The 22,104-nt window shown below is 57.5% G+C and carries 22 protein-coding genes and 1 riboswitch; of the genes, 5 read left to right on the top strand and 17 right to left on the bottom strand.

Annotation, left to right across the window (positions count from 1 at the left end; genetic code table 11):
* Positions 1-21 precede the first annotated feature (21 nt).
* Positions 22-147, top strand: coding sequence for a helix-turn-helix domain-containing protein (locus LJN55_RS08820; protein ID WP_265106017.1), 126 nt, complete (start codon positions 22-24; stop codon positions 145-147).
* 37 nt (positions 148-184) lie between these two features.
* Here LJN55_RS08820 and LJN55_RS08815 read toward each other — a convergent pair whose 3' ends face one another.
* The 7 genes from LJN55_RS08815 to melA all read right to left on the bottom strand — a co-directional run bounded on the left by LJN55_RS08815 (position 185) and on the right by melA (position 9,019).
* Positions 185-595, bottom strand: coding sequence for an ASCH domain-containing protein (locus LJN55_RS08815; RefSeq protein ID WP_227536038.1), 411 nt, complete (start codon positions 593-595; stop codon positions 185-187).
* Between the two features lie 128 nt (positions 596-723).
* Positions 724-2,133 (bottom strand): ABC transporter ATP-binding protein, encoded by a 1,410-nt coding sequence (locus LJN55_RS08810; protein ID WP_227536037.1) that lies wholly within the window; start codon positions 2,131-2,133, stop codon positions 724-726.
* The gene (locus LJN55_RS08805; protein WP_133843467.1) at positions 2,130-2,930 is read right to left on the bottom strand and encodes an ABC transporter permease; all 801 of its coding nucleotides are present in this window, start codon (positions 2,928-2,930) and stop codon (positions 2,130-2,132) included. The genes LJN55_RS08810 and LJN55_RS08805 overlap by 4 nt, the downstream gene beginning before the upstream one ends.
* A complete protein-coding gene (locus LJN55_RS08800) occupies positions 2,930-3,865 on the bottom strand; it encodes an ABC transporter permease (protein ID WP_133842990.1) in 936 nt (311 codons plus the stop codon). The genes LJN55_RS08805 and LJN55_RS08800 overlap by 1 nt, the downstream gene beginning before the upstream one ends.
* Positions 3,862-5,385, bottom strand: a complete 1,524-nt coding sequence (locus tag LJN55_RS08795) for an ABC transporter substrate-binding protein (RefSeq protein ID WP_227536036.1) — start codon at positions 5,383-5,385, stop codon at positions 3,862-3,864. The genes LJN55_RS08800 and LJN55_RS08795 overlap by 4 nt, the downstream gene beginning before the upstream one ends.
* A gap of 792 nt (positions 5,386-6,177) precedes the next feature.
* Positions 6,178-7,632, bottom strand: coding sequence for a melibiose:sodium transporter MelB (gene melB, locus LJN55_RS08790; RefSeq protein WP_133842986.1), 1,455 nt, complete (start codon positions 7,630-7,632; stop codon positions 6,178-6,180).
* A gap of 82 nt (positions 7,633-7,714) precedes the next feature.
* Positions 7,715-9,019 carry an alpha-glucosidase/alpha-galactosidase gene (melA, locus tag LJN55_RS08785; RefSeq protein WP_227536035.1) on the bottom strand — a complete coding sequence of 435 codons (1,305 nt, stop codon included), beginning with the start codon at positions 9,017-9,019 and terminating at the stop codon, positions 7,715-7,717.
* A 246-nt stretch (positions 9,020-9,265) separates the two neighbouring features.
* Between melA and LJN55_RS08780 the strand changes: the two genes are divergently transcribed.
* Both LJN55_RS08780 and LJN55_RS08775 read left to right on the top strand, forming a co-directional pair.
* Complete coding sequence (locus LJN55_RS08780; protein WP_227536034.1) at positions 9,266-10,093, top strand: AraC family transcriptional regulator; 828 nt, start codon at positions 9,266-9,268, stop codon at positions 10,091-10,093.
* 76 nt (positions 10,094-10,169) lie between these two features.
* Positions 10,170-10,934, top strand: coding sequence for a hypothetical protein (locus LJN55_RS08775; RefSeq protein WP_133842980.1), 765 nt, complete (start codon positions 10,170-10,172; stop codon positions 10,932-10,934).
* 11 nt (positions 10,935-10,945) lie between these two features.
* Here the strand turns inward: LJN55_RS08775 and LJN55_RS08770 are convergent, their stop codons facing one another.
* Both LJN55_RS08770 and LJN55_RS08765 read right to left on the bottom strand, forming a co-directional pair.
* A complete protein-coding gene (locus LJN55_RS08770; protein ID WP_159337048.1) occupies positions 10,946-11,377 on the bottom strand; it encodes a helix-turn-helix domain-containing protein in 432 nt (143 codons plus the stop codon).
* Entirely contained in the window at positions 11,374-11,685 is a 312-nt protein-coding gene (locus LJN55_RS08765) for a type II toxin-antitoxin system HigB family toxin (protein ID WP_159337049.1), read from the bottom strand. The genes LJN55_RS08770 and LJN55_RS08765 overlap by 4 nt, the downstream gene beginning before the upstream one ends.
* Before the next feature lie 198 nt (positions 11,686-11,883).
* Between LJN55_RS08765 and LJN55_RS08760 the strand changes: the two genes are divergently transcribed.
* The gene (locus tag LJN55_RS08760) at positions 11,884-12,522 is read left to right on the top strand and encodes a TetR/AcrR family transcriptional regulator (RefSeq protein ID WP_159337050.1); all 639 of its coding nucleotides are present in this window, start codon (positions 11,884-11,886) and stop codon (positions 12,520-12,522) included.
* A 787-nt stretch (positions 12,523-13,309) separates the two neighbouring features.
* Here LJN55_RS08760 and phnE (LJN55_RS08755) read toward each other — a convergent pair.
* The 4 genes from phnE (LJN55_RS08755) to phnC form a co-directional block, all read right to left on the bottom strand.
* A complete protein-coding gene (gene phnE / locus LJN55_RS08755; protein WP_167864409.1) occupies positions 13,310-14,194 on the bottom strand; it encodes a phosphonate ABC transporter, permease protein PhnE in 885 nt (294 codons plus the stop codon).
* Positions 14,191-15,060 carry a phosphonate ABC transporter, permease protein PhnE gene (gene phnE, locus LJN55_RS08750; RefSeq protein ID WP_227536033.1) on the bottom strand — a complete coding sequence of 290 codons (870 nt, stop codon included), beginning with the start codon at positions 15,058-15,060 and terminating at the stop codon, positions 14,191-14,193. The genes phnE (LJN55_RS08755) and phnE (LJN55_RS08750) overlap by 4 nt, the downstream gene beginning before the upstream one ends.
* A gap of 63 nt (positions 15,061-15,123) precedes the next feature.
* Positions 15,124-16,047, bottom strand: coding sequence for a phosphonate ABC transporter substrate-binding protein (phnD, locus tag LJN55_RS08745; protein ID WP_133842968.1), 924 nt, complete (start codon positions 16,045-16,047; stop codon positions 15,124-15,126).
* Between the two features lie 57 nt (positions 16,048-16,104).
* On the bottom strand, positions 16,105-16,953 hold the full coding sequence (gene phnC, locus LJN55_RS08740) for a phosphonate ABC transporter ATP-binding protein (RefSeq protein ID WP_159337054.1): 849 nt from the start codon (positions 16,951-16,953) through the stop codon (positions 16,105-16,107).
* A gap of 195 nt (positions 16,954-17,148) precedes the next feature.
* On the opposite strand from phnC, the gene LJN55_RS08735 reads away from it, so the two are divergent.
* A complete protein-coding gene (locus LJN55_RS08735) occupies positions 17,149-18,471 on the top strand; it encodes a methyl-accepting chemotaxis protein (protein ID WP_227536032.1) in 1,323 nt (440 codons plus the stop codon).
* Between the two features lie 90 nt (positions 18,472-18,561).
* Here LJN55_RS08735 and LJN55_RS08730 read toward each other — a convergent pair whose 3' ends face one another.
* The 4 genes from LJN55_RS08730 to phnL form a co-directional block, all read right to left on the bottom strand.
* Positions 18,562-19,200 carry a TenA family protein gene (locus tag LJN55_RS08730; protein WP_227536031.1) on the bottom strand — a complete coding sequence of 213 codons (639 nt, stop codon included), beginning with the start codon at positions 19,198-19,200 and terminating at the stop codon, positions 18,562-18,564.
* Positions 19,201-19,234: 34 nt separating this feature from the next.
* Positions 19,235-19,348, bottom strand: a riboswitch (TPP riboswitch).
* A gap of 371 nt (positions 19,349-19,719) precedes the next feature.
* Positions 19,720-20,256, bottom strand: coding sequence for a ribose 1,5-bisphosphokinase (gene phnN, locus LJN55_RS08725; protein WP_212814048.1), 537 nt, complete (start codon positions 20,254-20,256; stop codon positions 19,720-19,722).
* On the bottom strand, positions 20,256-21,392 hold the full coding sequence (gene phnM / locus LJN55_RS08720; RefSeq protein ID WP_200640339.1) for an alpha-D-ribose 1-methylphosphonate 5-triphosphate diphosphatase: 1,137 nt from the start codon (positions 21,390-21,392) through the stop codon (positions 20,256-20,258). Before phnM ends, phnN begins: the two co-directional genes overlap by 1 nt.
* On the bottom strand, positions 21,389-22,093 hold the full coding sequence (phnL, locus tag LJN55_RS08715; RefSeq protein ID WP_227536030.1) for a phosphonate C-P lyase system protein PhnL: 705 nt from the start codon (positions 22,091-22,093) through the stop codon (positions 21,389-21,391). Before phnL ends, phnM begins: the two co-directional genes overlap by 4 nt.
* Between the last annotated feature and the right edge of the window lie 11 nt (positions 22,094-22,104).

Here is a 22,104-nt window from a genome sequence, read left to right as displayed (position 1 = left end):
CGGCTTCTGATCGAGAGAGAAATGCTGCCCGTGAAAAAACTGGCCGCAGAATGCGGCTTTTCCGGGCCGGACGTGATGCGGCGTGTTTTCAGCCGGCTGACTGGCGTCACGCCTGCGGTTTACCGGAAAATAATAAGACGGGAATAACAGACGTTGTGCACGCGACGGGTACAACAATCGCCTGCTACAGGACTTCAACCCGCTCGAATTCTTCTGCAACCAGCTCCATATCCTCCTGGTACGTGCCCTCTCTTGAGAAAAATGCTTTATGCTCTGTCCTCCAGTATTTCAGGCTGAGATCCCCCTCGCCCTCCTTCCTTGCAAGGTCTTCATCGACATCGCAGAAGCGAACGATACACAGCGAAATAGTCCTGATGACGCATACCGGTTCGTCTCTGCCGTTAAGGATGATGCTGTAACCGCCAATGGTGGGTGCTCCCTCTTCGTTTTTAAACGACGAAAGCGATCCACAGGTGGCCGTTTTCACGCCTTTGATGACCAGTTCAGCCAGTTCATCTGCCATTTCTGGCGAGTCCCCAAATGCCCATGCGATCGCGCCCGGGTACTTAACGGTTAATTTCTCAATCATGCTCATCACTAAATCCTTTTTAAACAGATTTTTGAGTCTACATTAGCCAGCATCAGCCCCTCACAATCAAGACCTGACATGAATGTTTACGATGGGGCCGTTCAATATTACAGGTGACCCATGCCGTGGCGGTGTTACCCTCCACTACGGATCCCCTCCTCCCCAAAACGAATGCGCCGATGGCTGATATGATCAATCAGCGCTTCATCGTGGCTGACCACCAGCAGCGCACAGTTCTGCTCTGCGGCGACCTCGACTAACAGCTCAATGGTCTGTTGCTGGGTCAGCAGATCCAGTCGCGAGGTGGGTTCATCGGCAAACAGAAACACCGGGTCGAGCAGCAGCACGCGCAGCAGGGCAAAACGCTGCAGCTCACCGCCGGAAATCTCACCAGGATAACGGTCCAGCAGCAGCGGGCGCAGCTTCAGTCGTTCCATCAGAGGCGCAATGCGTGCGCCGTCCAGGCGATGACGTTTCACCACATCACTTAATGCCTGACGCAGCGTGACACGCGGGGCAAAGGCCGACGGCGGGTCCTGGAAAATCTTCTGGTATTTCACCGCGGCTAACTGGCGGTCGCGCACCACATCCCCGCTGTCAGCGGCAAGCAGCCCGAGCAGGATATCGCCGAAGCTGCTCTTGCCACAGCCGCTGGGGCCGGTAATGCCAATCACCTCCCCGGCATGGACGCGCAGCGACTGGTCGCTGAACAACTGACGGCCTCCGCGCGTGATACTGAGGTTATGGGCTTCCAGCACCACGTCACGCGCGTGTGCAGCAGGTAAACGTGCGGCCCAGCGAGCCGGATCGGCAGCCAGCAACGCCTGGGTATAAGGATGCTGCGGCTGCGTCAGCACCTGCTCTGCACTGCCACGCTCGATGATTTCACCGCGCAGCATCACCGCCACTTCACCGCCGATCTGGCGGGCCAGTTCGATATCATGGGTGATGGTCAGCAACCCGCCGCCTGCGCGCACTTCCTGCAACAGCAAGGCGATCACTTCATCGCGCCGCGCCACATCCAGCCCTTTGGTCGGTTCATCGGCGACAATAATGTTCGCCCCGCCCGCCCGCGCCGCGGCAAAGGCCACCCGCTGGGCCATCCCGCCGGACAGCGCCTGCGGCAGGCGGTCGGCTGCGGCGGACACGCCCAGCGCATCCAGATCGCGCAGGGCGGCCTCGCGGGCCGGTTGCGCTTTCATGCCACGCAGAAAGCGGTAGCTCTCGGCCACCTGCTCGCCTGCACGCATGGTCGGGTCCAGCGCCAGCCACGGCTCCTGCGGCAGAATGCCCAGCCGATGCCCCCAGAAGGCACGCGCCGGACGAGAAGCCAGCGGCAACGCCTGACCATCAACGTGCAGCGTACCGCTGGCCTTCAGTCCGGCGGGCAGCGTGCCGATCACCGCCTGCGCCAGCAGGCTTTTACCCGATCCGGTTTCCCCTAACAGCGTAAATGGCTGCCCGGCATGCAGCGTAAACGACAGCGGCTGCACCGGTAAATCGCCGCCGCTAACGGCCGCCTGTTCAATATCCATCAGGATCATGCTTTCTCCCTGCCTGCCAGCAACAGCAGGCTTAACACCAGTAAAAACACCACCACCACGGGCTGCAACAGCGCATACGGCGCTTCTTCATAATAGGGCAGCAGCTCGGTCATCATCAGCCCCAGCTCCGGGGTCGGTGGGCGAACGCCAACGCTGACAAAGCCTAACGCAGCAATCGCCATAATCGCGCTGGCTGCCCCAAAGGCCGCTACGGTCAGCACCACGGGTGCCATCTCCGGCCACAAATGACGGCGGAAAATCAGCCACGGACTCAGGCCCAGCAGACGCGATGCCTGTACGGCGGGTGAGCTCAGCAGCGGGCGTGCAATGGCACGACTGATACGGAAATACTCCACCCACAGCAGCAGAGAAATCCCGACATACAGCATCACGGCCGAGTCAGGCACCAACGCGGTGAGCAGCAGCACCAGCAGCAGGCCGGGCAACGCCAGAAACGCATCGGCCAGCAGTGAGACGCCACGATCCACCACACCCCCGCGCCAGGCTGCCAGCACGCCCAGTAGAATGCCGGGGATCATCGCACTCAGCACGCTGACAAAGGCCAGCCCCAGCGACAGACGGATCGCCGCTGTCAGACGGGCAAACAGGGAGCGCCCCAGATGGTCATAACCGAAGGGGGCACTGAGGTCAGGCCATTGCAGTGCCAGCATCAACTTCTGCCGCACCGGGTCCTGCGGCCACAGCAGCGGCAGCACAAAAGCAAACACCACCAACAGCAGTAACAGTGCTGCCCCGGTCCGTTGCGCCAGCGAACTGCGGCGCACTATCGTCATCATCATGCATTTTTCCTTCGCGGATCGAGCCAGTAACACAGCCCGTCACTGAGTGCGTTGAGCAGCACAAACATCAGCCCCATAACCAGTGCCGTACCCTGAATCATCGGCACATCGCGGGCAAAAATCGCATGCACCAGTGCATGACCAATGCCCGGCCAGGCGAACAGCGTCTCCACCACGATCACGCCTTCAATCAGGTAGATAAACTGAACGCTGAGGTACGTCACCAGCGGCACGCTGACGTTGCGCAGACCGTGCCGCCAGAACAGCGTGCCCTCTTTCAGCCCTTTGGTGCGGCCAAACTGATACCAGGCCGAGTCAGTCACCTGGCGCATGGCGTTGCGCGCCACCCGGCTGGACACCGCAGCCAACCCGAGGGCCAGCGTCAGGGCAGGCAGCAGCACATGCTGCACATCGCCATAGCCGGCCGCAGGTAGCAGGCCCAGGTTGAGCGCAAAGATCACCACCAGAATCAGCCCGAGCACAAAGTGCGGCAGCGCACGCAGCGTGGTGGAGATCGCCAGCAGCGCGCGATCCAACTTCCCTCCGGGGGACAACCCGGCCAGAATGCCGAGCGGCGGGCCGAGCAGCAGTGACAGTAGCAGCGCCACGGCCGCCAGCAGCAGGGTCTGCCCCAGCTGATGACCTATCTCTTCCATCACCGGCGCACCGGACACCAGCGAGTTACCGGGATTGAAGTGCAGCAGTTGCACAAACCAGTCTGCCAGCGCCTGCCAGGCCGGGCGATCCAGCCCCAGCTCTTGCTGAACCGCGCTGGCCGCCGCCGCATCAACGCGGTCATAACCGTAACGCCCCGCCGCAATACGGTAGGCAATATCCCCCGGCAGCGAGCGCATCAGCACAAAGGTCAGGCCGCCGACCAGCAGCGCCACCAGTCCGGCCTGCAACAAGCGGTAGCCCAGCATCCGTATCATTCAGCCCACCTCATTTTTTCCAGTCCGAAGGTGCGCTCAAACGGGTCAAGGGTTGCACCACTCAGACGTTTAGACACGGCCGCGGTCTGCTGATACCAGGCCACCGGAATGGTGGGCAGATCGGTTTGCAGAATGCGCGTTAACTGCTGACGTTCTGCCTGGCTTTTCGCCGGGTCGCGGCCCTGCACCAGGTCGGCCAGGGTCTGATTGAACGTGGCGTTGCTCCAGTTCATTGCCCCCCACTCTCCGCCCTGAGGTGGATAATCCTGCAACAGTGTACCCAGTGGATCTGGCGTCAGCGCAAAGTTACGTGCCACCAGCGCCAGCGCCAGCGTGCCGTCATGATGCTTCGCGGCAATTTCCCCGGAGTTGGTGGCGTTGATCGCCACCTGCACACCCACTTCACGCAGCTGTTGCTGGATGGCCGCCGCAATCAGTGGCAGCTCCGGGCGGTCAGGATAGGTGGTCAGCGTCAGGGAGAATGGCTTGCCGTTACGTTGCAGCACGCCGTCTGCACCCGGCTTCCATCCAAGCTCCGCCAGCAGTGCCTGGGCCTGCTGCGGCTGAGTCGCCAGAGGCGTCAGGCTGGCGTTATGCCACTGTGCCACGGAAGGAGGAAACAGCTGATCGGCCGCCGCCGGATATCGCAAAATGGCGCGTGCAATACCCTGACGATCGAGCGCCATGCTCAGCGCCTGGCGCACGCGCACATCATTCAGCAGCGGATGCCCGGCATTGACTTTCAGCAGTACGCTGCGCGGGATCGAGACTGACAGCAACTGCACGTTGCGGTTGTTTTTCAGACGGCTGCGGCTGGCAGGATCGAGATTCAGCACCATATCGGCATTGCCACTTTCAGCCAGCAGGGCACGGGTTTCCGCGCGACCCACGGCCATATAGCTGGCCTGCTCAATGGCAGGGGCTTTGCCCCAGTAGTCGTGGAAACGGGTCACGGTCAGCTTCTGCGGGGCCTGCAAGGAGGTCATCCGGTACGGGCCGCTACCGATAATCTGCACCACTTTGTGCGCGGCATCGTAAGAAGCAGGCGCAAGGATCTGAGCACGGTTTTCCGCCAGCATACTGAGCAGCGGCGTAAACGGCTGGCTGAGCGCAATCACTACCTGTCCGGCTTCGGCACGGATGGCGGTGACCGGGGCTTTATCCAGCAGGCCGGGTTTACTGCGTGAGACTTCCAGCGCATTCACCACACTCTCAGCGGTCAGCGCACTGCCATCATGGAATTTCACGCCAGGACGCAGGGTAAAGCGCCACAGCAGACCATCGTCGGACACCGTCCAGCTGGTCGCCAGGCCAGGCAGCGGCTGCCCGGCGGTATCCGCGTTGACGAGGGTTTCGACAATCGACATTTTCAGGAAAATATCGCCGGAAAGCGTCGGGTCTGTACCTTTGATTTCGAAGGGGGCGACCAGCGCGGCGACCCGCTCAGGGGCGGCACTGGCCGGGGCAGCAATGGCCGCCAGCATCAGGGCCAGCAGCGGTGAGCGTAAAAATTTGTGCATCCGTTATCAATCCTTTATCCAGAGAAAGGGAACAACGCAGGCTGACGCCCGCGCTGCGGATGATAACTGTTACTTTATAACATTACAATTGGCAATCTGTGGTTACAATTCCCCGTATTTAACGGGGGATTCTGTGTACCTGGAGATAAGGCCTGCCACGGGACGACCGAAAAAAGGTCATCCACTGAGGGATCCCCAGCCATTTTTGTCGCTGGCAGTCTGGCTTCAGGGCTGAGGCCCGTTTGAGCACGCCGGAACGGCAACGGCCGCATCCCTGCGGGCCTCGGCACGCGACGTCCTGTCGCGTGACGTCCGGCTTACCTCAAACGGGCCCCATCCCCGCAAGATAGCGCTCGCTGTAAATTTTAAAACCCCGACTGCATGGCGATCTTTCGTAGGGGGCGATCATCTTTTCCGATCGCCCCGTAACTCCGGATTGGCGTCCTGCTCAACATTACGGGCAAGACGGTATCTACGCGCCCTGAGTTGTTTTCGGGTTGGGTGTTGACCTGGGTTTTGAGGTTGAGGCGGCATTCAGCAGCGCTGAGGAAGCACAGTGAACCAGGACGAACCGCCAGGACGGCGGTGAGAGGGAGAGCCGGCACAGGGATGTGCCGTCACGACCGGTGCGTCGGTGAACGACGCTTGCGAAGGTATCCACGCAGTGGACGCAGCGCCAGCCGCAAGCCCGGGTCCCCAGGGTGGGGGCGACTGCCCACCCTGGGTCGCTCAGCCCGCGCAGCGGGAAAGCGAAACGCCCTTGACGTTGACCTGGACAATCGCGCACGTCCACTACGGTTTGAGGTGACCCGGATTCAACGTCTCAGATGCATATCTGCCCTCAGCGTCACTCTCCAGCGGCCTGACCTGCGCCGTCATCACCCCCTGCCCTTCGCCATATTTATGCTGTAAGGCCCGCTGCATTTCATGCAGGATTTCGCCATCCAGCTTGTAGTGACGCAAGTAGATCCACAGCGTGAGAACAAAGAACACCAGCGGCAGGCCAATCATAATCCCCTGCATCCCCATGATGGTGCTGGCTGACTGCTGCGCCCCCGGAACATACCCCACCACACCCAGCATCACGCCAATCAGCAGCCCGGCAAACGCGGCACCGGCTTTCACCACCATGGTTTGCACCGAGAAGGCGATACTTTCAATGCGAACGCCCAGCGCGTAGTCGCCATAATCCACGGTATCCGCGACCATAATCACCAGCATCACCCAGAAGAACGCCCCGCCAATGTTGACCAGAATCCCGGACAGTGAAATCAGCGTCGCGCTCTGTGGCGCATACATGCCCACCACCAGCAGCAGCAGACAGCTCATCACCGGCAGCACCGAGGCGCTAATCCAGATCGCCCGCCGTGAGAAGCGCGCCACCAGTTTCGGGAAGCAGAGGATGGCGATCAGATTGGCGATCCCGGCATACATCATGTACCACGGGAACAGCTCTGCCCGGCCCACCACATAGGTGAAGTAGTAGATGGCAAACGCAGTGATCACGTTATGTGCCAGATTCCAGGCCAGCGCCATCAGCAGCAACGCAAACAAGGGGCGGTTGCGGAAAATCATGCTGAGTACGGCTTTAATGGTGGTCTGCTCTGGCGCATTCGGCACGGCAGAGGAAGAGTATTTCTCTTCGATATTACGCAGCGTGATGATCGCAGAGAGGATAAAGAACACCACCAGGATCAGCGAGAACAGCATAAACCCCTGCCCTTTGTTGCCGTCACCCAGGTAGTTCACCAGCGGCAGACCGATCACCCCGGTGGTGTAACCCGCCAGACTGGCGAAGAAACGCGGCCACGGGATCAGCGCTTCACGTTCCCGTTTGTCGAGGGTAATGCAGGGCACCAGCGACCAGAACGGCACGTCCATCAGGGTATAGGTAAAACCCCACAGCAGGTAGGTCGCCCAAATCCACGCAATCAGCGCACCGCCCTCGAAGTTATGCGCACAGAAAACGGAGACCAGCACCACCGAATTGCTCAGCGTACCAATCAATATCCAGGGTTTAAACTTGCCCCAGCGGGTGCGGGTGCGCTCAACAATCCAGCCCATCACCGGGTCAAAGAAGGCATCAAGAATGCGTGCCACCAGGAACAGTGAGGCGACCATACTGACCGATACCCCAACCACATCGGTGTAGTAGTACATCAGATACATATAGATAATGCCGATGGCAAAATCCTTACCGAATGCCCCCAGCCCGTAGCTGATTTTTGTTTTTACCGAAACTGTCATCGTGATTAATCCCTGCCAGTGTCATCGTAAATGGCGACCGTAGTGGCCGCCACGAGCCAAAGCGCTGTACCCGTTTCAGGGATTAACGGTAAGTGGGTAACCAGTCACCGTGAGCGGCGATCAGTTCGTCGCACAGCTTCACCGTGTCATCAATCGACAGTTCCGCAGAAGTGTGCGGGTCAAGCAGCGCAGCATGGTAGATATGCTCTTTTTTATGGCTGATCGCGGCCTCAATGGTCAGCAGCTGGGTATTAATATTGGTGCGGTTAAGTGCCGCCAGCTGTGGCGGCAGGTCGCCGACATAACATGGTGTCACACCCTGACCATCCACCAGACACGGCACCTCTACGCAGGCCTGGGACGGCAGGTTGGTGATCAGCCCGTGATTCAGAACGTTGCCGCCAATCTTATACGGCACATCGGTTTCCATCGCTTCAATCATCCACGACGCGTACTCGTGGCTGCGCGTATGGCTGAGGTTCTCGTTTTGCGTCAGCTTATCGCGCTGCTGATGCCAGCGGTCGATCTGCTCAATACAGCGACGCGGATATTCATCCAGCGGAATATTAAAACGCTCAATCAGCTCAGGATAGTGGCGCTTGATCCAGTACGGCATATATTCCGCATTATGTTCGGAGGACTCGGTGACGTAATAGCCAAAGACGCGCATGATTTCGTGACGCACCATATCGTCATGTTTATCCGTCAGGGCCAACGCGCGGCGTTTGATCTCCGGGTAAATGTCTTCGCCATCACGGGTAATATTGAGCAACCACGCCATATGGTTGATACCGGCAATCTGCCATTTCACACCGTCCATCGACATATCAACGGACTTCAGCAGTGTCTCAGCACAAACCTGCACGCTGTGGCACAGGCCAACGGTTTTAATCCCCGTGTGTTGCAGCATGGCACCGGTCAGCGACGCCATCGGGTTGGTGTAGTTCAGCAGCCAGGCATCCGGGCACACCGCTTCCATATCACGGGCGAAATCCAGCATCACCGGAATGGTGCGTAATGCACGGAAAATCCCGCCAATACCGAGAGTATCGGCAATGGTCTGGCGCAGTCCGTACTTTTTTGCGATCTCAAAATCAGTAATGGTGCAGGGATCGTAGCCGCCGACCTGGATGGCGTTAATCACATAGCTGGCCCCCTGCAACGCATGGCGGCGCTGCTCCACGCCGGCGTATTTCTCAATGCGAGCTTTGCCCTGGCACAGATTGGCATTGAGATTATTCAGCATCAGCCAGGAGTCATTAAGCCGTTCAGCGTCAATGTCATACAGGGCGATATCCACCTGCTGCAACGCGGGCGTTGCCAGAATATCCCCCAGTACATTCTTCGCAAATACCGTACTGCCTGCCCCGAGAAACGTAATTTTCATTGTTGTGCCCTTTTGAATCCATGAGGTGAAGTTGCACTCACTTTAGGCAGCAGGCGCACGGCTGCCTATGTCATTTTTTGACATTGATATGGTGAAAAACGACCGCCAAATCGAACTGTGATCTGGCTCGCTAATTACCGTCCCCGACGAGCAAAATAACGGTGCAATGTCACAATCCGGGTTTATTTCACGCAACCAGCTGACGATTCACTGCTGTAATAAGCTGAAAAATAAAAGGAAGATGCCATGCAGAAAGATATTCACCCCGATGACATTGCCCAGTTCGGTCTAAACATTTATCAGTACGGGCATGAAGTCTGCGCCAGCCAGCACAGCTATGGCCCCGCAGTGCGCCAGCACTATCTTATACATTATGTGATACGCGGCGGCGGGACGCTGTTTAGCGGCGATCGGCGCTGGCCCGTGCGTCAGGGGGAGGCGTTTCTTATCCATCCGCATGAGATCACCACCTACACCGCCGATAAACAGCGGCCATGGGAATATATGTGGGTGGAACTGGATGGATTGATTGCGTTGAGAAGCCTGGAAAAATGCGGGTTACGCCGTGACATGCCATTATATCGGCCAAAAGAGACGCTTTCTCCCTGCCCTGCCTACCCCTTTTTGCAACAACTGGTGGCGCAGGACCCGGTACATTCGCTGCGTATCGCCGGGTTAACCTGCCTGTTTCTTGATGCATTAATCGCCAACGCGCACCACGAGGACGGTGAGGAAACCCGTTGCGGAAATAAACACCTGGACAGTGCCATTCAGTTTATTGAACGCCACTACCACCGTAATCTCGCGATTGGCGAGGTGGCAGACCACTGCAATATTGACCGCAGCTATCTCAGCCGCCTGTTTCAGCAGCAGTTCGGCTATGGTCCGAAACAGTATCTGTTGTTGCTGCGGATGGAGGTGGCCACTTCGCTGCTCTCTGACCCCAGCCTGCCAATAAAAGTAATAGCCTATTCACTGGGTTACACCAGTCAGATGCAGTTTGCCAAGGTATTTCAGCAACATTTTCACTGCTCCCCTACGCAGTGGCGGCGCGAGAAAGCCCGCCCGGCCTGATGGGTGGCTGAGATTCTGCCATACTCTGTGGCACTGCCCGGCTACGGGCCGGATTCTCATCACCGTGAGGCGCCCGATGAATACTGAACTCAGCCCATCCCCTGCCTACGGCCAACTGCACAGCGCCCTGCTGGAACAACGTTCCCGGGTGCAGTCAGCAGAGGTAATTCATACCATTAATCGTGCATTACTGGCCGGAGAACGGGTCAGTGCAGCGTTTTATGACCTCAGCCAGCTTAAGCTCCTGCAACAGCGAAAAATTTTGCCGCTGATCACCCCGGAAACCGAAGATGAAGTGGCCGCTTTTATTGCTGCGCTTAACCCAGTGGTTCCTGCCGCGCTGGTGAATGAAGCCCAGTTTTGTGAGCTGCAGCAGCGTGTCAGCCATCTGAGTGAGCACTTTCGCTGGCAGCATGCCAGCCTGCCGCTGGTGCAGAATGCGCTGTTTGTCCGCACCTGGCACCACTGGCAGCAAACGCTGGAGACCCTGTTCAGCGCGGGCGATAATGCCGCGGTGTTTACCCGGCTTGAGCAGGTATTGAATGATTCCAGCGGTAAGATCCCGGTGCTGGGTGAAGCGCGTGAACTGTACCGGGCGCTGGAAGGATTACTGGTGAGTTGCCGCCAGAAGGCGGAAGAAAGCAGCGGCGAGCAGGATGCACTGGCGGGATATGTTGCCGCCGCCGACATCGCCACCCGGGGGATTATCACCTTCGGCGCCACCGCTGAAGCGGTATTACGCGGCCGCCCGCTTCCCACGGAGGCACAGCTGAAAACCCGCATTAAAGAGCATCACACCAGCGTCACCGAGCGCATGCATCCGTGGTTTTCAACAGTGTAGTCAGCCCGCTATTATTCGATAAAAGTGGCAAGCGGAATGCTGAACCGTTTCGCCAGCGCTCTCATATGTTCCAGCGTTAAGGCCCGCTGGCCACTCATGATCATACTCACCAGCGAGCGGCTGCCAATCTCCTGTTGGAAGCTGCTCTGGTTCAGGCCATGCTGATCCATTAAAACCCGCAGTACTGCCAGCTCGCGCGGTGTTGCATCAATACGCGCATTAAAATCCGCGAATGCCGGTGCAACATTTTCCCAGGCGGAAATTTTCTTCGCCAGAATATCGATCAGTGGATTTTCATCATCGTGATCGATCAGGTACTCCACCAGCACCAGTGCATCTTCATAGTCATGTGTGGTTGCTTGACGACCAAGGAAAGGAATCGCATGAATCAGTGCAGCACTGGCACTGAGTGCGGTATGAAATTTTTTTTCTGCAACCCTCATTCCGGGTGCCTCCGATAGTAGTCCGTTAACCTGTCGTATTCATCGTGCGTAACAATATGCTTAATAAATACATTTTGTGTCTCAAACTTGATATAGGTAATGATGCGCAGGTGGTTCCCCGCGGCATTGATGACCCACCATTTACGCCGATACTTGAATCTGTCCAGTGAGGCAAACTGGGCTTTCAACTGCTCAGGTGTAATGTAATCCCTTGAGTTCAGTACCCTCCAGATATCATCAAGCGAGAGTGCTGCGTTCGGATAGCAGCGGGCAGCCTCGATAAACGGTCGTCTTGAGATAACACGCATAGATCCCTCTTCGTTATCATGGTTGCAAAGTATACAGACATCCCTTCATGGTCACAATATGTGAACAATTATTTTATCGCAGACCGGTTTATCTGGCTATTTGCTGACGGCGATTTTGCGAGGCACTATTTGTAAATCAGCGCCTCAGGCGCTACTCTGGCGGCGGTTTCCACTGAAAATGATGGATATAGATTCACTATGCCAGCCCCCGTCAAACGTAAAAACGATCCGGAAGGGTTAAAGAAACGCATCCTCGCCAGCGCCCTCACCACCTTTGCTGAATTCGGCTTACAGGGTGCACGTATGGAGCAGATTGCCGAGGATGCGCAGACCACCAAGCGAATGGTGGTGTATCACTTCACCAATAAAGAGCAGCTGTATATCGAGGTTCTGCACCTGGTGTATCGCGAGATCCGCCAGCATGAGACCGGCCTGAATCTGGCCGAGATGTCACCAGGCCTGGCCATTGCCCGCCTGGCGGAAGCCAGCTTCGATTATCACATTTCGCATCCCGATTTTATGCGCCTGATCTGCAGTGAGAACCTCATGCGTGGCCGCTATATTCGCCAGTCAGAGACGATCAAAACGCTGAACCAAAGCGCGCTGGATGTACTGGATGCGGTACTGATACGCGGAAAACAGAGCGGTGAGTTTGATCCGCATGTCACCACCGTGGACGTTCACCGCCTGATCAGCAGCATCAGCTTCCACAACGTCGGCAACCATTACACCTTCCATACGCTGTTTGGCGGCAATGAAACCGAACAGCAGAGCCTGGCGCGTAACCGCCGGTTAGTGGTGGATGCCACGCTGCGTTATCTGCGCCCTGAGCGCTAATCTCTACAACCCTTTTAAATCGGTACAACTCACAATTACCCCGCTATGCCCTGAGGTATTCCCACAAAAATGAATGGCTGATCATTCGGCTTCAGGTCTGAGGCCAGTTTGAGCACGCCGGATCTGCAAAAGACGCATCCATGCGGGCCTCGGCACGCGGCGTCCCTGCCGCGTGACGTCCGGCTTACCTCAAACTGGCCCCATCCCCGCAGAACGTCTGCTCGCTGTGGGTATTACAACCCCCACCATGTGACAGTCTCTGCGGATTGATTTGAATCAGGATTAAAGAAGGTGGCTGCCAATAATGCAGGTCTTGTTTTGTAGGGATCCCTCAGCGCTATGCCCTCATAGCGGGGTTTTTCGTCTACGCTTAGCGTCTGGCTGAACTGCCTGCCATCGCCCTCCATTCACCCGTTATTGTCCTGAACAGGAACTGTCAATGACTCGCGAAACGACCGGCTATCCTCGCCGACAGCCACATCTTTCCCCCCAGCATCCCCTGGTGTGGAACTGAGCACAGAATGCCACGCTGGCATGCCGAAGTGCAGCCGCATATGCATGGGAGAAGCAACCCGATCCTGATGCCCGCTATTACACGCTGAATAAGCTGTGGTGGAACGCTGTATCGTCGGGTTGAGACATGTTGAACCGGGCGGGGCATGCCCCGCCCCTACGCATAATCACACGACGTACCGCCCCGTGCCCAGATTAGTTGTATCGTAGGGGTCAGACATGTCTGACCCGGGCGGGGCATGCCCCGCCCCGACAAATCGAGAGCCCCCTGCTGCTATTTTTCTGGCGTAAACAGCGGCACGGGTTGCCCGCTGATATAGCGTTTGCGTAGTTTCGCCGAGAGATGGTCCATGATCATTACGATCACGACCATGATCAGGGTAATAAACATCACCACATCCCAGTTCCACAGGCGCATATTTTCGGCATACACCAGGCCGATACCGCCAGCGCCGACAAAGCCCAGCACGGCCGCCGAACGGGTATTCGACTCAATCTGATACAGACTCAGCGCCAGAAACGCCGGGAATGACTGGGTGAAAATACCGTAACGGTGTTTTTGCAGGCTGTTGGCCCCCACCGCATTTAACCCGCGTCCTGGTGAACGTTCCACGGCTTCATGCCCTTCGGCATAGAGTTTCCCCAGCAGCCCGACGTCCTGCATGATAATCGCCAGCACCCCGGCCAGCGGCCCCATGCCGACAGCACGCACGAAAATCAGCCCCCAGATTGCCATATCAATTCCGCGCAGGATATCCAGCAGGCGACGAACCACCAGCGCCACCGGACGCAGCACAGGCGTGGCCATCACATTGCGTGCTGCAAGAAATGACAGCGGTAAAGCCAGCAGCGTGGCGGTGATCGTACCGGCGAAGACAATCGCCAGCGTGATAAAAATCTGGCTGAAATAGTAGGCAAATGGCCAGTTCGCAACATCATGCCAGACAAACATACGCATAAAATAGTGCGCCAGCTGGCCCAGGCCGATGGTGAGCTGCTGCCAGCTGATGCCAAACTGGGTGAAGAAAAACACGTAGTAAAGCAGGATGGCTGCCGCAATCAGCCCGATGCGCCTCAGGTAGCTGCGCTGAATGGCAAACAGCGCCTGATGCTGCTGCTTCATGCCTTCCAGCTTGTCACTGCCGATTAATCCCATCATGAGCGGTTTCCTTCCACAACACGCTGACGCACCCGTCCGGACACCATATCCAGCAGTGAGACCACCACGATAATCAGTATCAGCGTCATACTGACCTGGTCATAACGGTCCAGTTTGATGTTGGTCATCAGCTCCTGGCCGATGCCCCCCGCCCCCACCAGTCCGAGGATCGTGGACTGACGGAAATTGACCTCAAAACGCATAAAACCATACGAGAGAAACACCGGTTTGACCTGCGGCCAGAGCGCGAAACGCATACGCTGCAACGACGATGCCCCGCAGGATGCCAGGCCGCGCACCGGTTTATCTGACGCACTTTCAATCGCTTCATAGAACAGTTTGGTCAGGCTGCCAATGGTGTGCAGCGCCAGTGCCAGAAAGCCCGGGATCACGCCAATACCAAACGCCATAACAAACATCACTGCCCACGCCAGTTCCGGCATGGTACGCAGGAAAGCCACACAGGTACGAATGGCGAAACTCACGCTGCGCGGTGTTTGGGTGTTGCTGGCAGCGAAAAAGGCCAATACGCCCGCCACCATCACCGATGCCAGGGTCGCGGCCAGCGCCAGTTGCAGGGTTTCCCAAATCAGCGGCAGCTGAATAGGCAGACGATAGCCCCAGTAAGCCAGTGAGCCTTCCGTATGGCTGTCGGCAAACAAGCGTGAGGCGCTCAGCGTGGGCACGGTTTCCGCGAGGTAATCGAAAAAGTGCGGCAACGACACCCATATGGTGTGCAGATTAAATTCTGCCACCTGGCCGGAGGCGAGGTACAGCACCAGCAGCGTCAGGGACCACAGCAGCGTGTCGCGCTTCTGCTTACCGCGGATCTGCTGGTAATAGCGTTCAAAATCGGGATGTGTCATGCGGATACCTGAGTGAAGGGTCGACGGCAGTCGACCCTTATCAGCGGAGAAGAGAACGGGTGATTAACGGGCTTTGGTCAGCGCACGTTTCATATCGATGATCGCCTGATAATCAGCCACGGTAGCCGGGCCGATATGCTGGGCGCCACCCACGGCTTTGACGAAGCAGCTGTGATGTTCGGTATCCAGCTTTTTGATGGCCGTGACCAGCTTCGCTTTGAAATCAGCAGGCAGCTTGTTGCTCACCAGCACCGGACCGTTCGGGATCAGCGGTGACTGCCAGATGATACGAATTTTCTTCATCAGGTCCGGGTTACCGGCACGGATCATTCGGGTGAATGCACCGCTGGTGTAACCGGTGTTGTAATCGCCGATCATCGAGGCCCAGGTCACTGCGCCTTCGAACTGACCGTTCAGCACGCCCAGTACATCCTGCTCGTGGCCGCCGGAGAAGGTCACGCTGGAGAAGTGGCCTTTGTATTTGTCATCCACCGAACCGCCAAACTCTTTCTTGAAGCTTTCGTTCGGGATCAGGAAGCCGGAAGTGGAATCCGGGTCGGCCATACCAAATGATTTGCCTTTCAGGTCGGCCAGTGTTTTGTACGGACTGTCCGCTTTCACCACGACAACAGAGTGATAGCCGCGTGATTTATCGGCGTCATCCACCACAATGCCAACCACATCGACAGCTTTCGGGTCATTGATGTAGACCGAGGCATACGATGACGGTGACATGCTCAGCACCATATCCACTTTGCCGCCGATCAGGCCCTGGATCACACCAGAATAGTCAGACGAATTACGCAGTTTGGTATCAACGTTCAGCTCTTTATCGAAGAAATCTTTCACGCACTGGTTATCACCAATCTGCTGCGTGGCATTCTGGCCGCCGAGGATACCTAAATTCAGTTCTTTCGGTGCGTCAGCGGCAGAGACGTTAGCTGCCATCACACTACCGATTACTGCTGCGAGAATCATTTTTTTCATTGCTGAGTTCCGTGTCCCATAAAAGTGTTATTACCCGTCATGCCTGCGGTGTGACCGTCAGCCGTGATGGGCATCGTTAAGTTCAGAGTTTTCGTCGCCATACAACACATGCAAAAGATCATCGGTCAGTTCTGACGGATGGCCGTCAAACACAATGCGGCCCTTAGCAACGCCAATGGCACGCGTACAATATTCTTTCACCAGCTCCACCGAGTGCAGGTTCACCATCACGCTGATGCCGTTTTCACTCACCTGACGCAGCACATCCATAATGCGCCGGGTGTTTTTTGGGTCGAGCGAGGCAACCGGCTCATCGGCCAGCAAAATCTTCGGGTTCTGCATCAGCGCACGGCAGATCGCCACACGCTGCATCTGTCCACCGGAGAGATTTTCTGCCCGCTGCAAGGCCTGAGGCAGCATGTTCAGCCACTCCAGCAGGCCGATAGCGCGGGCACGATCGGCATCGGGGAAGATTTTAAAGAAGGATTTCAGCGTCGAGGTCTGGCTCAGACGGCCCAGCAGGACATTGGTCAGCACATCCAGCCGCGGCACCAGGCAGAAATCCTGGAAGATCATGCCGCACTCGCTGCGCCACTGGCGCATCTGCCGGGTATTCAGCTCAACAATGTTCTGTTGTTTGCCATGATCATTGAAGTGAAGGATGGCGCCTTCGCTGGCCGGGAGGGTGCCATTCAGCACATGCAGCAGCGTTGATTTTCCTGCGCCGCTGCGGCCAATGACCGCCACCAGTTCACCAGCGTGCAGGTCAAAGTTAATGTCCTGCAAGACACGCGTCTGTGTGCCGTATGATTTTCCGAGTCCATTCACTGACAGCACTTTTGCACGATGCTCCGCGTGGGGGATCGCCTGCTGCTGGGGGGCAATTTTTAACAATGCCTGTGCCATGTGTTGTCCATTATCAGGTTGCGCGTTATCCGCTGTGCGCCCTATTAACCACCTGTGCGATGAACGTTTAATGACAAAGGGGTGATGGAAGCATGACAGACCGAAAAGGGCACTGAGCAAATTCACAAAGATTGAATGTTTATCCCCTCCCGCCGATAACCCTGTGGACAGCTAACTCTAATAATAAGGTCCACCATGTTTTCCACTATTGCATCAGGTATCACGTCACGCCTTGCGTGGCAGAAACGCACTCACTCTTCTGCCACGCTTGACTCATTAAAAGACTCTATCGCCATGATCGAATTCATGACCGATGGCACCATCATCACGGCTAATAGCCTGTTTCTTGAGAAAATGGGCTACCAACTGAATGAGGTAGTCGGTCAGCATCACAGTCTGTTCTGCACGCCGGACCTGTTGGCGTCGCGCCAGTATCAGGACTTCTGGATGCGGCTGAATCGTGGGGAAAGTTTCAGCGACAAATTTCTGCGCGTGGCGCAAAACGGCCGTCCGGTGTGGCTCGAAGCCAACTATGTACCGGTGCGGGATCGTAACGGGCGCGTGTTCAAAATCATTAAGCTCGCCAACGACATCACGTCGCACATTATGGATGCCCAGGAGCAGCGGGCAATGACCACGGCTATTGAGCGCTCAATGGCAGTGATTGCCTTTAACCTTAAGGGTGAAGTGCTGAAAGCTAACGATAATTTTCTTAAAACCATGGGATATCGCGCCAGTGAAATTATCGGTGCGCATCACAGCCAGTTCTGTTCCGCAACATTGCGCAGCAGCCCGGAATACACACTGTTCTGGCAGAAGCTCAACCGTGGTGAGTTTATTTCCGGCCAGTTTCAGCGCGTCAACAAGCAAGGGTCTACCCTCTGGCTGCGCGCGACCTATAACCCGGTGTTCGACGACAGTGGTGAGCTGTATAAAGTGGTGAAGTTTGCCACCGATGTCACCGCCCAGGTTGAGAAAAACCAGCTAGAGCGTGATGCAGCCCAACAGGCTTATCAAACGGCGCTGCAAACCAGCGAAAGCACAAAACGCGGTGCCAGCGTGATTGCCAACAGCGTGCAGACCATGAATGAACTGGCAGGTGAACTGCACGGGATCTCTGGCGATATCACCGGGCTCGGGGATTCCTCAGACAGTATCGGCCAGATCGTGACCAGTATTCGTCGTATTGCCGATCAGACCAACCTGCTGGCCCTCAATGCGGCGGTGGAAGCCGCCCGCGCAGGCACGCAGGGTCGCAGCTTCGCGGTGGTGGCCAACGAAGTGCGCACGCTGGCGCAAAACATCAACCGCGCCACCACCGAAATCGAACAGATGGTGCAGCAAAATCACCTGCTGGCGAGCAAAGCGCAGAAAGGCATTACCTCAAACCTGCAACGTGCCGATCGCGGCGTGGAGCTGGCGCAGGAAGCCGGCGGCGTCATCGCTGATATACGCGACAGTTCCGACGATGTGCTACGCGCCATCAGCCACGTCACCGCCGCGTTAAAGAGCGATTAAGCGTCGTCTCATCAACCTGCACAACGGCATTATCACTCCGGCAAAAAGGCCGACCCGAAAAGGTCGGCCACTGCGAATAATCAGATCTGTTTATTGATAAGCCGCATCAAAGAAAGCCTTTTCCAGCGTCACGGCGCGCAGGAAGAAATCCTCACACTGCGCCTGCTGTGCCGGGCCAACACGGTCGAGCTCCTGACGTAAAAAGGCGACAAATTCGCAGAAATCGGGGTTATCGTGCAACGTAATCCACTCGGCGTGAACAAAACTGACAGGCAATGGCTGCGGGGCCTGTGACGCCCAGTCGAGGTACAGCCACTCGGCGACATTGAGCACGGTCAGGATCACCGCATAGGAGCGCGTGGCAGCGGCCTCCAGCATGATCGCCTTGAATCCCGCAGTGGGAGAAGTGTCCGGTTCGGCGTCGCGCTGCGCAGCGCTGACGTCCAGTGCCTCAAATGCGCGCAGAAAATAGGTGTTCTCTTCACCGGAGACAACCCCGGCGCAGCGACCAAAGCGCAAACGGGCTGCCGGGGTGTCGGCACTGGCAATGGCCGATCCGACTAAGGTGAGGAAGCTGTCGAGAAAACGGTGATCCTGGGTGAGGTAAGTGCTCATCACCTGGCGATCCACGCTGCCATCATAGAGCTCGCGAACAAAACGATGCGTGACGGCCTGTGTCCAGGTGGGCTGGCTCAGTGTACGGAGTGTGTCGGTAAAACGAGTGGTCATCAGGTAGTCCTTATAAGCAGACTACCGGCAAAAGAGAGGTAAGTTGCCCCATCCCTTCGCCGGCATTATCCGGATCAGGTGTTAAGGGTCATCGCGCTGAATCTTTTACGATTTCTCAGCCAGTTGCCTGGCTCCCCCTGGAGGAGGAATTAAGTCAGGAATTTTCCGGAACGTCAATGTTGCTGACGCGGGACATCGGGCGAGGCATGCCTCGCCCCTACAGAATGTGCTGGTCAGTGGGTGTTGCATTACGGAACATCGGGCGAGGCATGCCTCACCCCTACAGAATGTGCTGGTCAGTGGGTGTTGCATTACGGGACGCGCGAGGCATGCCTCGCCCCTGCAGAATGTGCTGGTCAGTGGGTGTTGCATTACGGGACGCACGAGGCATGCCTCGCCCCTGCAGAATGTGCTGGTCAGTGGGTGTTGCATTACGGGACGCGGGCGAGGCATGCCTCGCCCCTACAGAAGCGCAGGTCAGTGGGGGTTGCGTAGGGGCGGGTCATGACCCGCCCGCCGTCAACGGGGCTGTGCTAACAACGCCGAAAAACCCTGTAACGTCTCACTCAATGGCCCATCATTACTTAACGTCATACACCCTGCCGCCACCGGCTCTGCCGCACGCTGCAACCGCTGTTCAATGGCGGCTTCATCCTCGCGACCGCGCTGGCGCAGTCGCCCGGCGAGGATCTCCGCCGACACCTGCAAACACACCGGCAACAGCCGCTCACCGTAACGCTGACGGGCAGCCGCCAGATGCAGCCGTGAACCGTTCACCACCACATCCAGCCCACTTGCCAGCCACTGATCGATCTCAATACCCAGCCCGTAGTAAAAATGATGCGCCTGCCAGTCGAGGGCAAACAGACCGTATTCACGCCGCCTGCGAAACTCATGCTCGCTGAGGGCGATATGGTTTTCGCCCCCGGCGCTGGCACTGCGGGTGATATAGCGATGCGCCACAATCACCCGCTCCGGGGCACATTCGCGCAGTGCCAGCAGCAGGCTGTCTTTGCCTGAGCCGGAAGGACCCATCAGCCAGATCAGCCGCCCCATCAGAACACCTTCCTGCCCTGCGCCCAGACGGAGGCAACATAGACCTGATCGCGGTGCGCACGCACCAGCACCAGATCGGCCCGTTTGCCTTCATCAATCACACCGCGATCGTCAAGGCCGATGGAGCGGGCCGGGTTACGCGTTACTAACGCAATGGCCGCAGGCAGCGTCATGCTGTGACGTTCATCGGCGGCAAGGCGGAATGCCGCATCCAGCAGGCTGGCGGGATAGTAATCCGACGAGAGAATATCCAGCAGCCCCAGCTGTGCCAGCTCGCTGGCCGCCACGTTGCCGGAGTGCGAGCCGCCACGCACAATATTCGGCGCCCCCATCAGTATCTGTAAGCCCATTTCACGCGAGGCGCGTGCGGCCTCTTCGGTGGTCGGGAACTCAGCGATAACGCTGCCTACCCCTTTTGATTCAACCACGTGTTCATAGGTGGCGTCATCGTGGCTGGCCAGCGGAATGTGATACTGACGACACCAGGCAGAAATCGCCTCGCGGTTCGGTGTGGACCAGCGGGCCGCCAGGCGCAGCTGATCGGCTTCGTACTCATCAAGCTGCCGATCGCTGAGCTGATATTTGCCGCCAAAATAGGTGCGCCATGCCGCCAGCGACACATACTGGCGCTGCCCCGGTGAGTGATCCATCAGTGACACCAGCGACAGTGCCGGGTTACACATCAGTTGTTCAAACAGCGGCAGCGTTGAGTCATGGGGCAGTTCACAGCGCAGGTGCAGGCGATGTTCGGCACGGTTCAGGCCGTGCTTCTGCGCATGGCGAATCGCATCAATCATCTTATTCAGATTCTCCATGCGGTGGCCGCCATCGCGCACATCGCCCACGCCAATCGCATCCAGCACCGTGGTAATGCCGCTGGCGACAATCAGCGCATCATGGCTGCTCATGGCAGAGTGTGCAGGCCAGTCCACCTTCGGGCGCGGGGTAAAGAACTTATCCAGATTGTCGGTATGCAGCTCGACCATGCCGGGCATCAGCCAGCCGCCCTCACCGTCAATCGCTGCCGGAAGCTGGCTTTGTGTGTCAGAGAAGGCGCGGATCACGCCATTTTCACAGGCCAGCGATCCCTCAACCACTTCATTTTCCAGGATAAGTTTGACGTTATTGATGATCATTCGGCGTGCTCCAGGGCAACAGGTTGCATCACATGCAGACGGTCAGCGATGCGATCGCGCACCGCGTTATCATGAAAAATGCCGACAATCGCCGCGCCGCGCTGGCGCGCCTCTTCAATCAGCGCCACCACGGCAGCGCTGTTGGCGGTATCGAGTGAGGCGGTCGGCTCATCCAGCAGCAGGATCGGCGAGTCGGCAATAAACCCGCGCGCAATATTGACGCGCTGCTGCTCACCGCCGGAAAACGTCGACGGTGCCAGTGCCCACAGGCGCGACGGCACGTTAAGGCGGCCCAGCAATGCTTTGGCACGCTCTTCGCTCTCGGATCGCGACGCACCACGCTCCAGCAGCGGCTGCATCACCACCTCCAGCGTGGAAATCCGCGGAATGACGCGCAAAAACTGGCTGACCCAGCCAATCGTATCGCGGCGAATGCTGAGGATCTGGCGCGCCGGGGCGCTGACAAGGTCAACCCACTGCTGCTGATGATCCACCCAGATATGCCCGCTATCCGGCAGATAGTTCGCATACAGCGAACGCAGCAGCGTGGATTTACCGCTGCCCGAATGACCGTGCAGCACCACGCACTCCCCGGCAGCCACCTGTAAGGAGGCGTTACGTAACACCGGCAGTTCTGCCCCCTGCTGATTGTGCATCACAAAGGTTTTTGACAGATTTTCGACACGCAGTTTCAGATTCATAATGATTCCCG

Source organism: Erwinia rhapontici, from assembly GCF_020683125.1.
GTDB classification, from domain to species: Bacteria; Pseudomonadota; Gammaproteobacteria; order Enterobacterales; family Enterobacteriaceae; genus Erwinia; species Erwinia rhapontici.
Note: the sequence above shows the minus strand (reverse complement) of the source record. Positions and strands in the feature narration are given on the sequence as shown.

What these genes read in the sequence shown, in the direction of transcription:
- LJN55_RS08820 (WP_265106017.1), top strand. Translation starts at nt 22, where the DNA reads ATGCTGCCCGTGAAAAAACTGGCCGCAGAATGCGGCTTTTCCGGGCCG.
- LJN55_RS08815 (WP_227536038.1), bottom strand. Translation starts at nt 595, where the DNA reads ATGAGCATGATTGAGAAATTAACCGTTAAGTACCCGGGCGCGATCGCA.
- LJN55_RS08810 (WP_227536037.1), bottom strand. Translation starts at nt 2,133, where the DNA reads ATGATCCTGATGGATATTGAACAGGCGGCCGTTAGCGGCGGCGATTTA.
- LJN55_RS08805 (WP_133843467.1), bottom strand. Translation starts at nt 2,930, where the DNA reads ATGATGACGATAGTGCGCCGCAGTTCGCTGGCGCAACGGACCGGGGCA.
- LJN55_RS08800 (WP_133842990.1), bottom strand. Translation starts at nt 3,865, where the DNA reads ATGATACGGATGCTGGGCTACCGCTTGTTGCAGGCCGGACTGGTGGCG.
- LJN55_RS08795 (WP_227536036.1), bottom strand. Translation starts at nt 5,385, where the DNA reads ATGCACAAATTTTTACGCTCACCGCTGCTGGCCCTGATGCTGGCGGCC.
- melB (WP_133842986.1), bottom strand. Translation starts at nt 7,632, where the DNA reads ATGACAGTTTCGGTAAAAACAAAAATCAGCTACGGGCTGGGGGCATTC.
- melA (WP_227536035.1), bottom strand. Translation starts at nt 9,019, where the DNA reads ATGAAAATTACGTTTCTCGGGGCAGGCAGTACGGTATTTGCGAAGAAT.
- LJN55_RS08780 (WP_227536034.1), top strand. Translation starts at nt 9,266, where the DNA reads ATGCAGAAAGATATTCACCCCGATGACATTGCCCAGTTCGGTCTAAAC.
- LJN55_RS08775 (WP_133842980.1), top strand. Translation starts at nt 10,170, where the DNA reads ATGAATACTGAACTCAGCCCATCCCCTGCCTACGGCCAACTGCACAGC.
- LJN55_RS08770 (WP_159337048.1), bottom strand. Translation starts at nt 11,377, where the DNA reads ATGAGGGTTGCAGAAAAAAAATTTCATACCGCACTCAGTGCCAGTGCT.
- LJN55_RS08765 (WP_159337049.1), bottom strand. Translation starts at nt 11,685, where the DNA reads ATGCGTGTTATCTCAAGACGACCGTTTATCGAGGCTGCCCGCTGCTAT.
- LJN55_RS08760 (WP_159337050.1), top strand. Translation starts at nt 11,884, where the DNA reads ATGCCAGCCCCCGTCAAACGTAAAAACGATCCGGAAGGGTTAAAGAAA.
- phnE (WP_167864409.1), bottom strand. Translation starts at nt 14,194, where the DNA reads ATGATGGGATTAATCGGCAGTGACAAGCTGGAAGGCATGAAGCAGCAG.
- phnE (WP_227536033.1), bottom strand. Translation starts at nt 15,060, where the DNA reads ATGACACATCCCGATTTTGAACGCTATTACCAGCAGATCCGCGGTAAG.
- phnD (WP_133842968.1), bottom strand. Translation starts at nt 16,047, where the DNA reads ATGAAAAAAATGATTCTCGCAGCAGTAATCGGTAGTGTGATGGCAGCT.
- phnC (WP_159337054.1), bottom strand. Translation starts at nt 16,953, where the DNA reads ATGGCACAGGCATTGTTAAAAATTGCCCCCCAGCAGCAGGCGATCCCC.
- LJN55_RS08735 (WP_227536032.1), top strand. Translation starts at nt 17,149, where the DNA reads ATGTTTTCCACTATTGCATCAGGTATCACGTCACGCCTTGCGTGGCAG.
- LJN55_RS08730 (WP_227536031.1), bottom strand. Translation starts at nt 19,200, where the DNA reads ATGACCACTCGTTTTACCGACACACTCCGTACACTGAGCCAGCCCACC.
- phnN (WP_212814048.1), bottom strand. Translation starts at nt 20,256, where the DNA reads ATGGGGCGGCTGATCTGGCTGATGGGTCCTTCCGGCTCAGGCAAAGAC.
- phnM (WP_200640339.1), bottom strand. Translation starts at nt 21,392, where the DNA reads ATGATCATCAATAACGTCAAACTTATCCTGGAAAATGAAGTGGTTGAG.
- phnL (WP_227536030.1), bottom strand. Translation starts at nt 22,093, where the DNA reads ATGAATCTGAAACTGCGTGTCGAAAATCTGTCAAAAACCTTTGTGATG.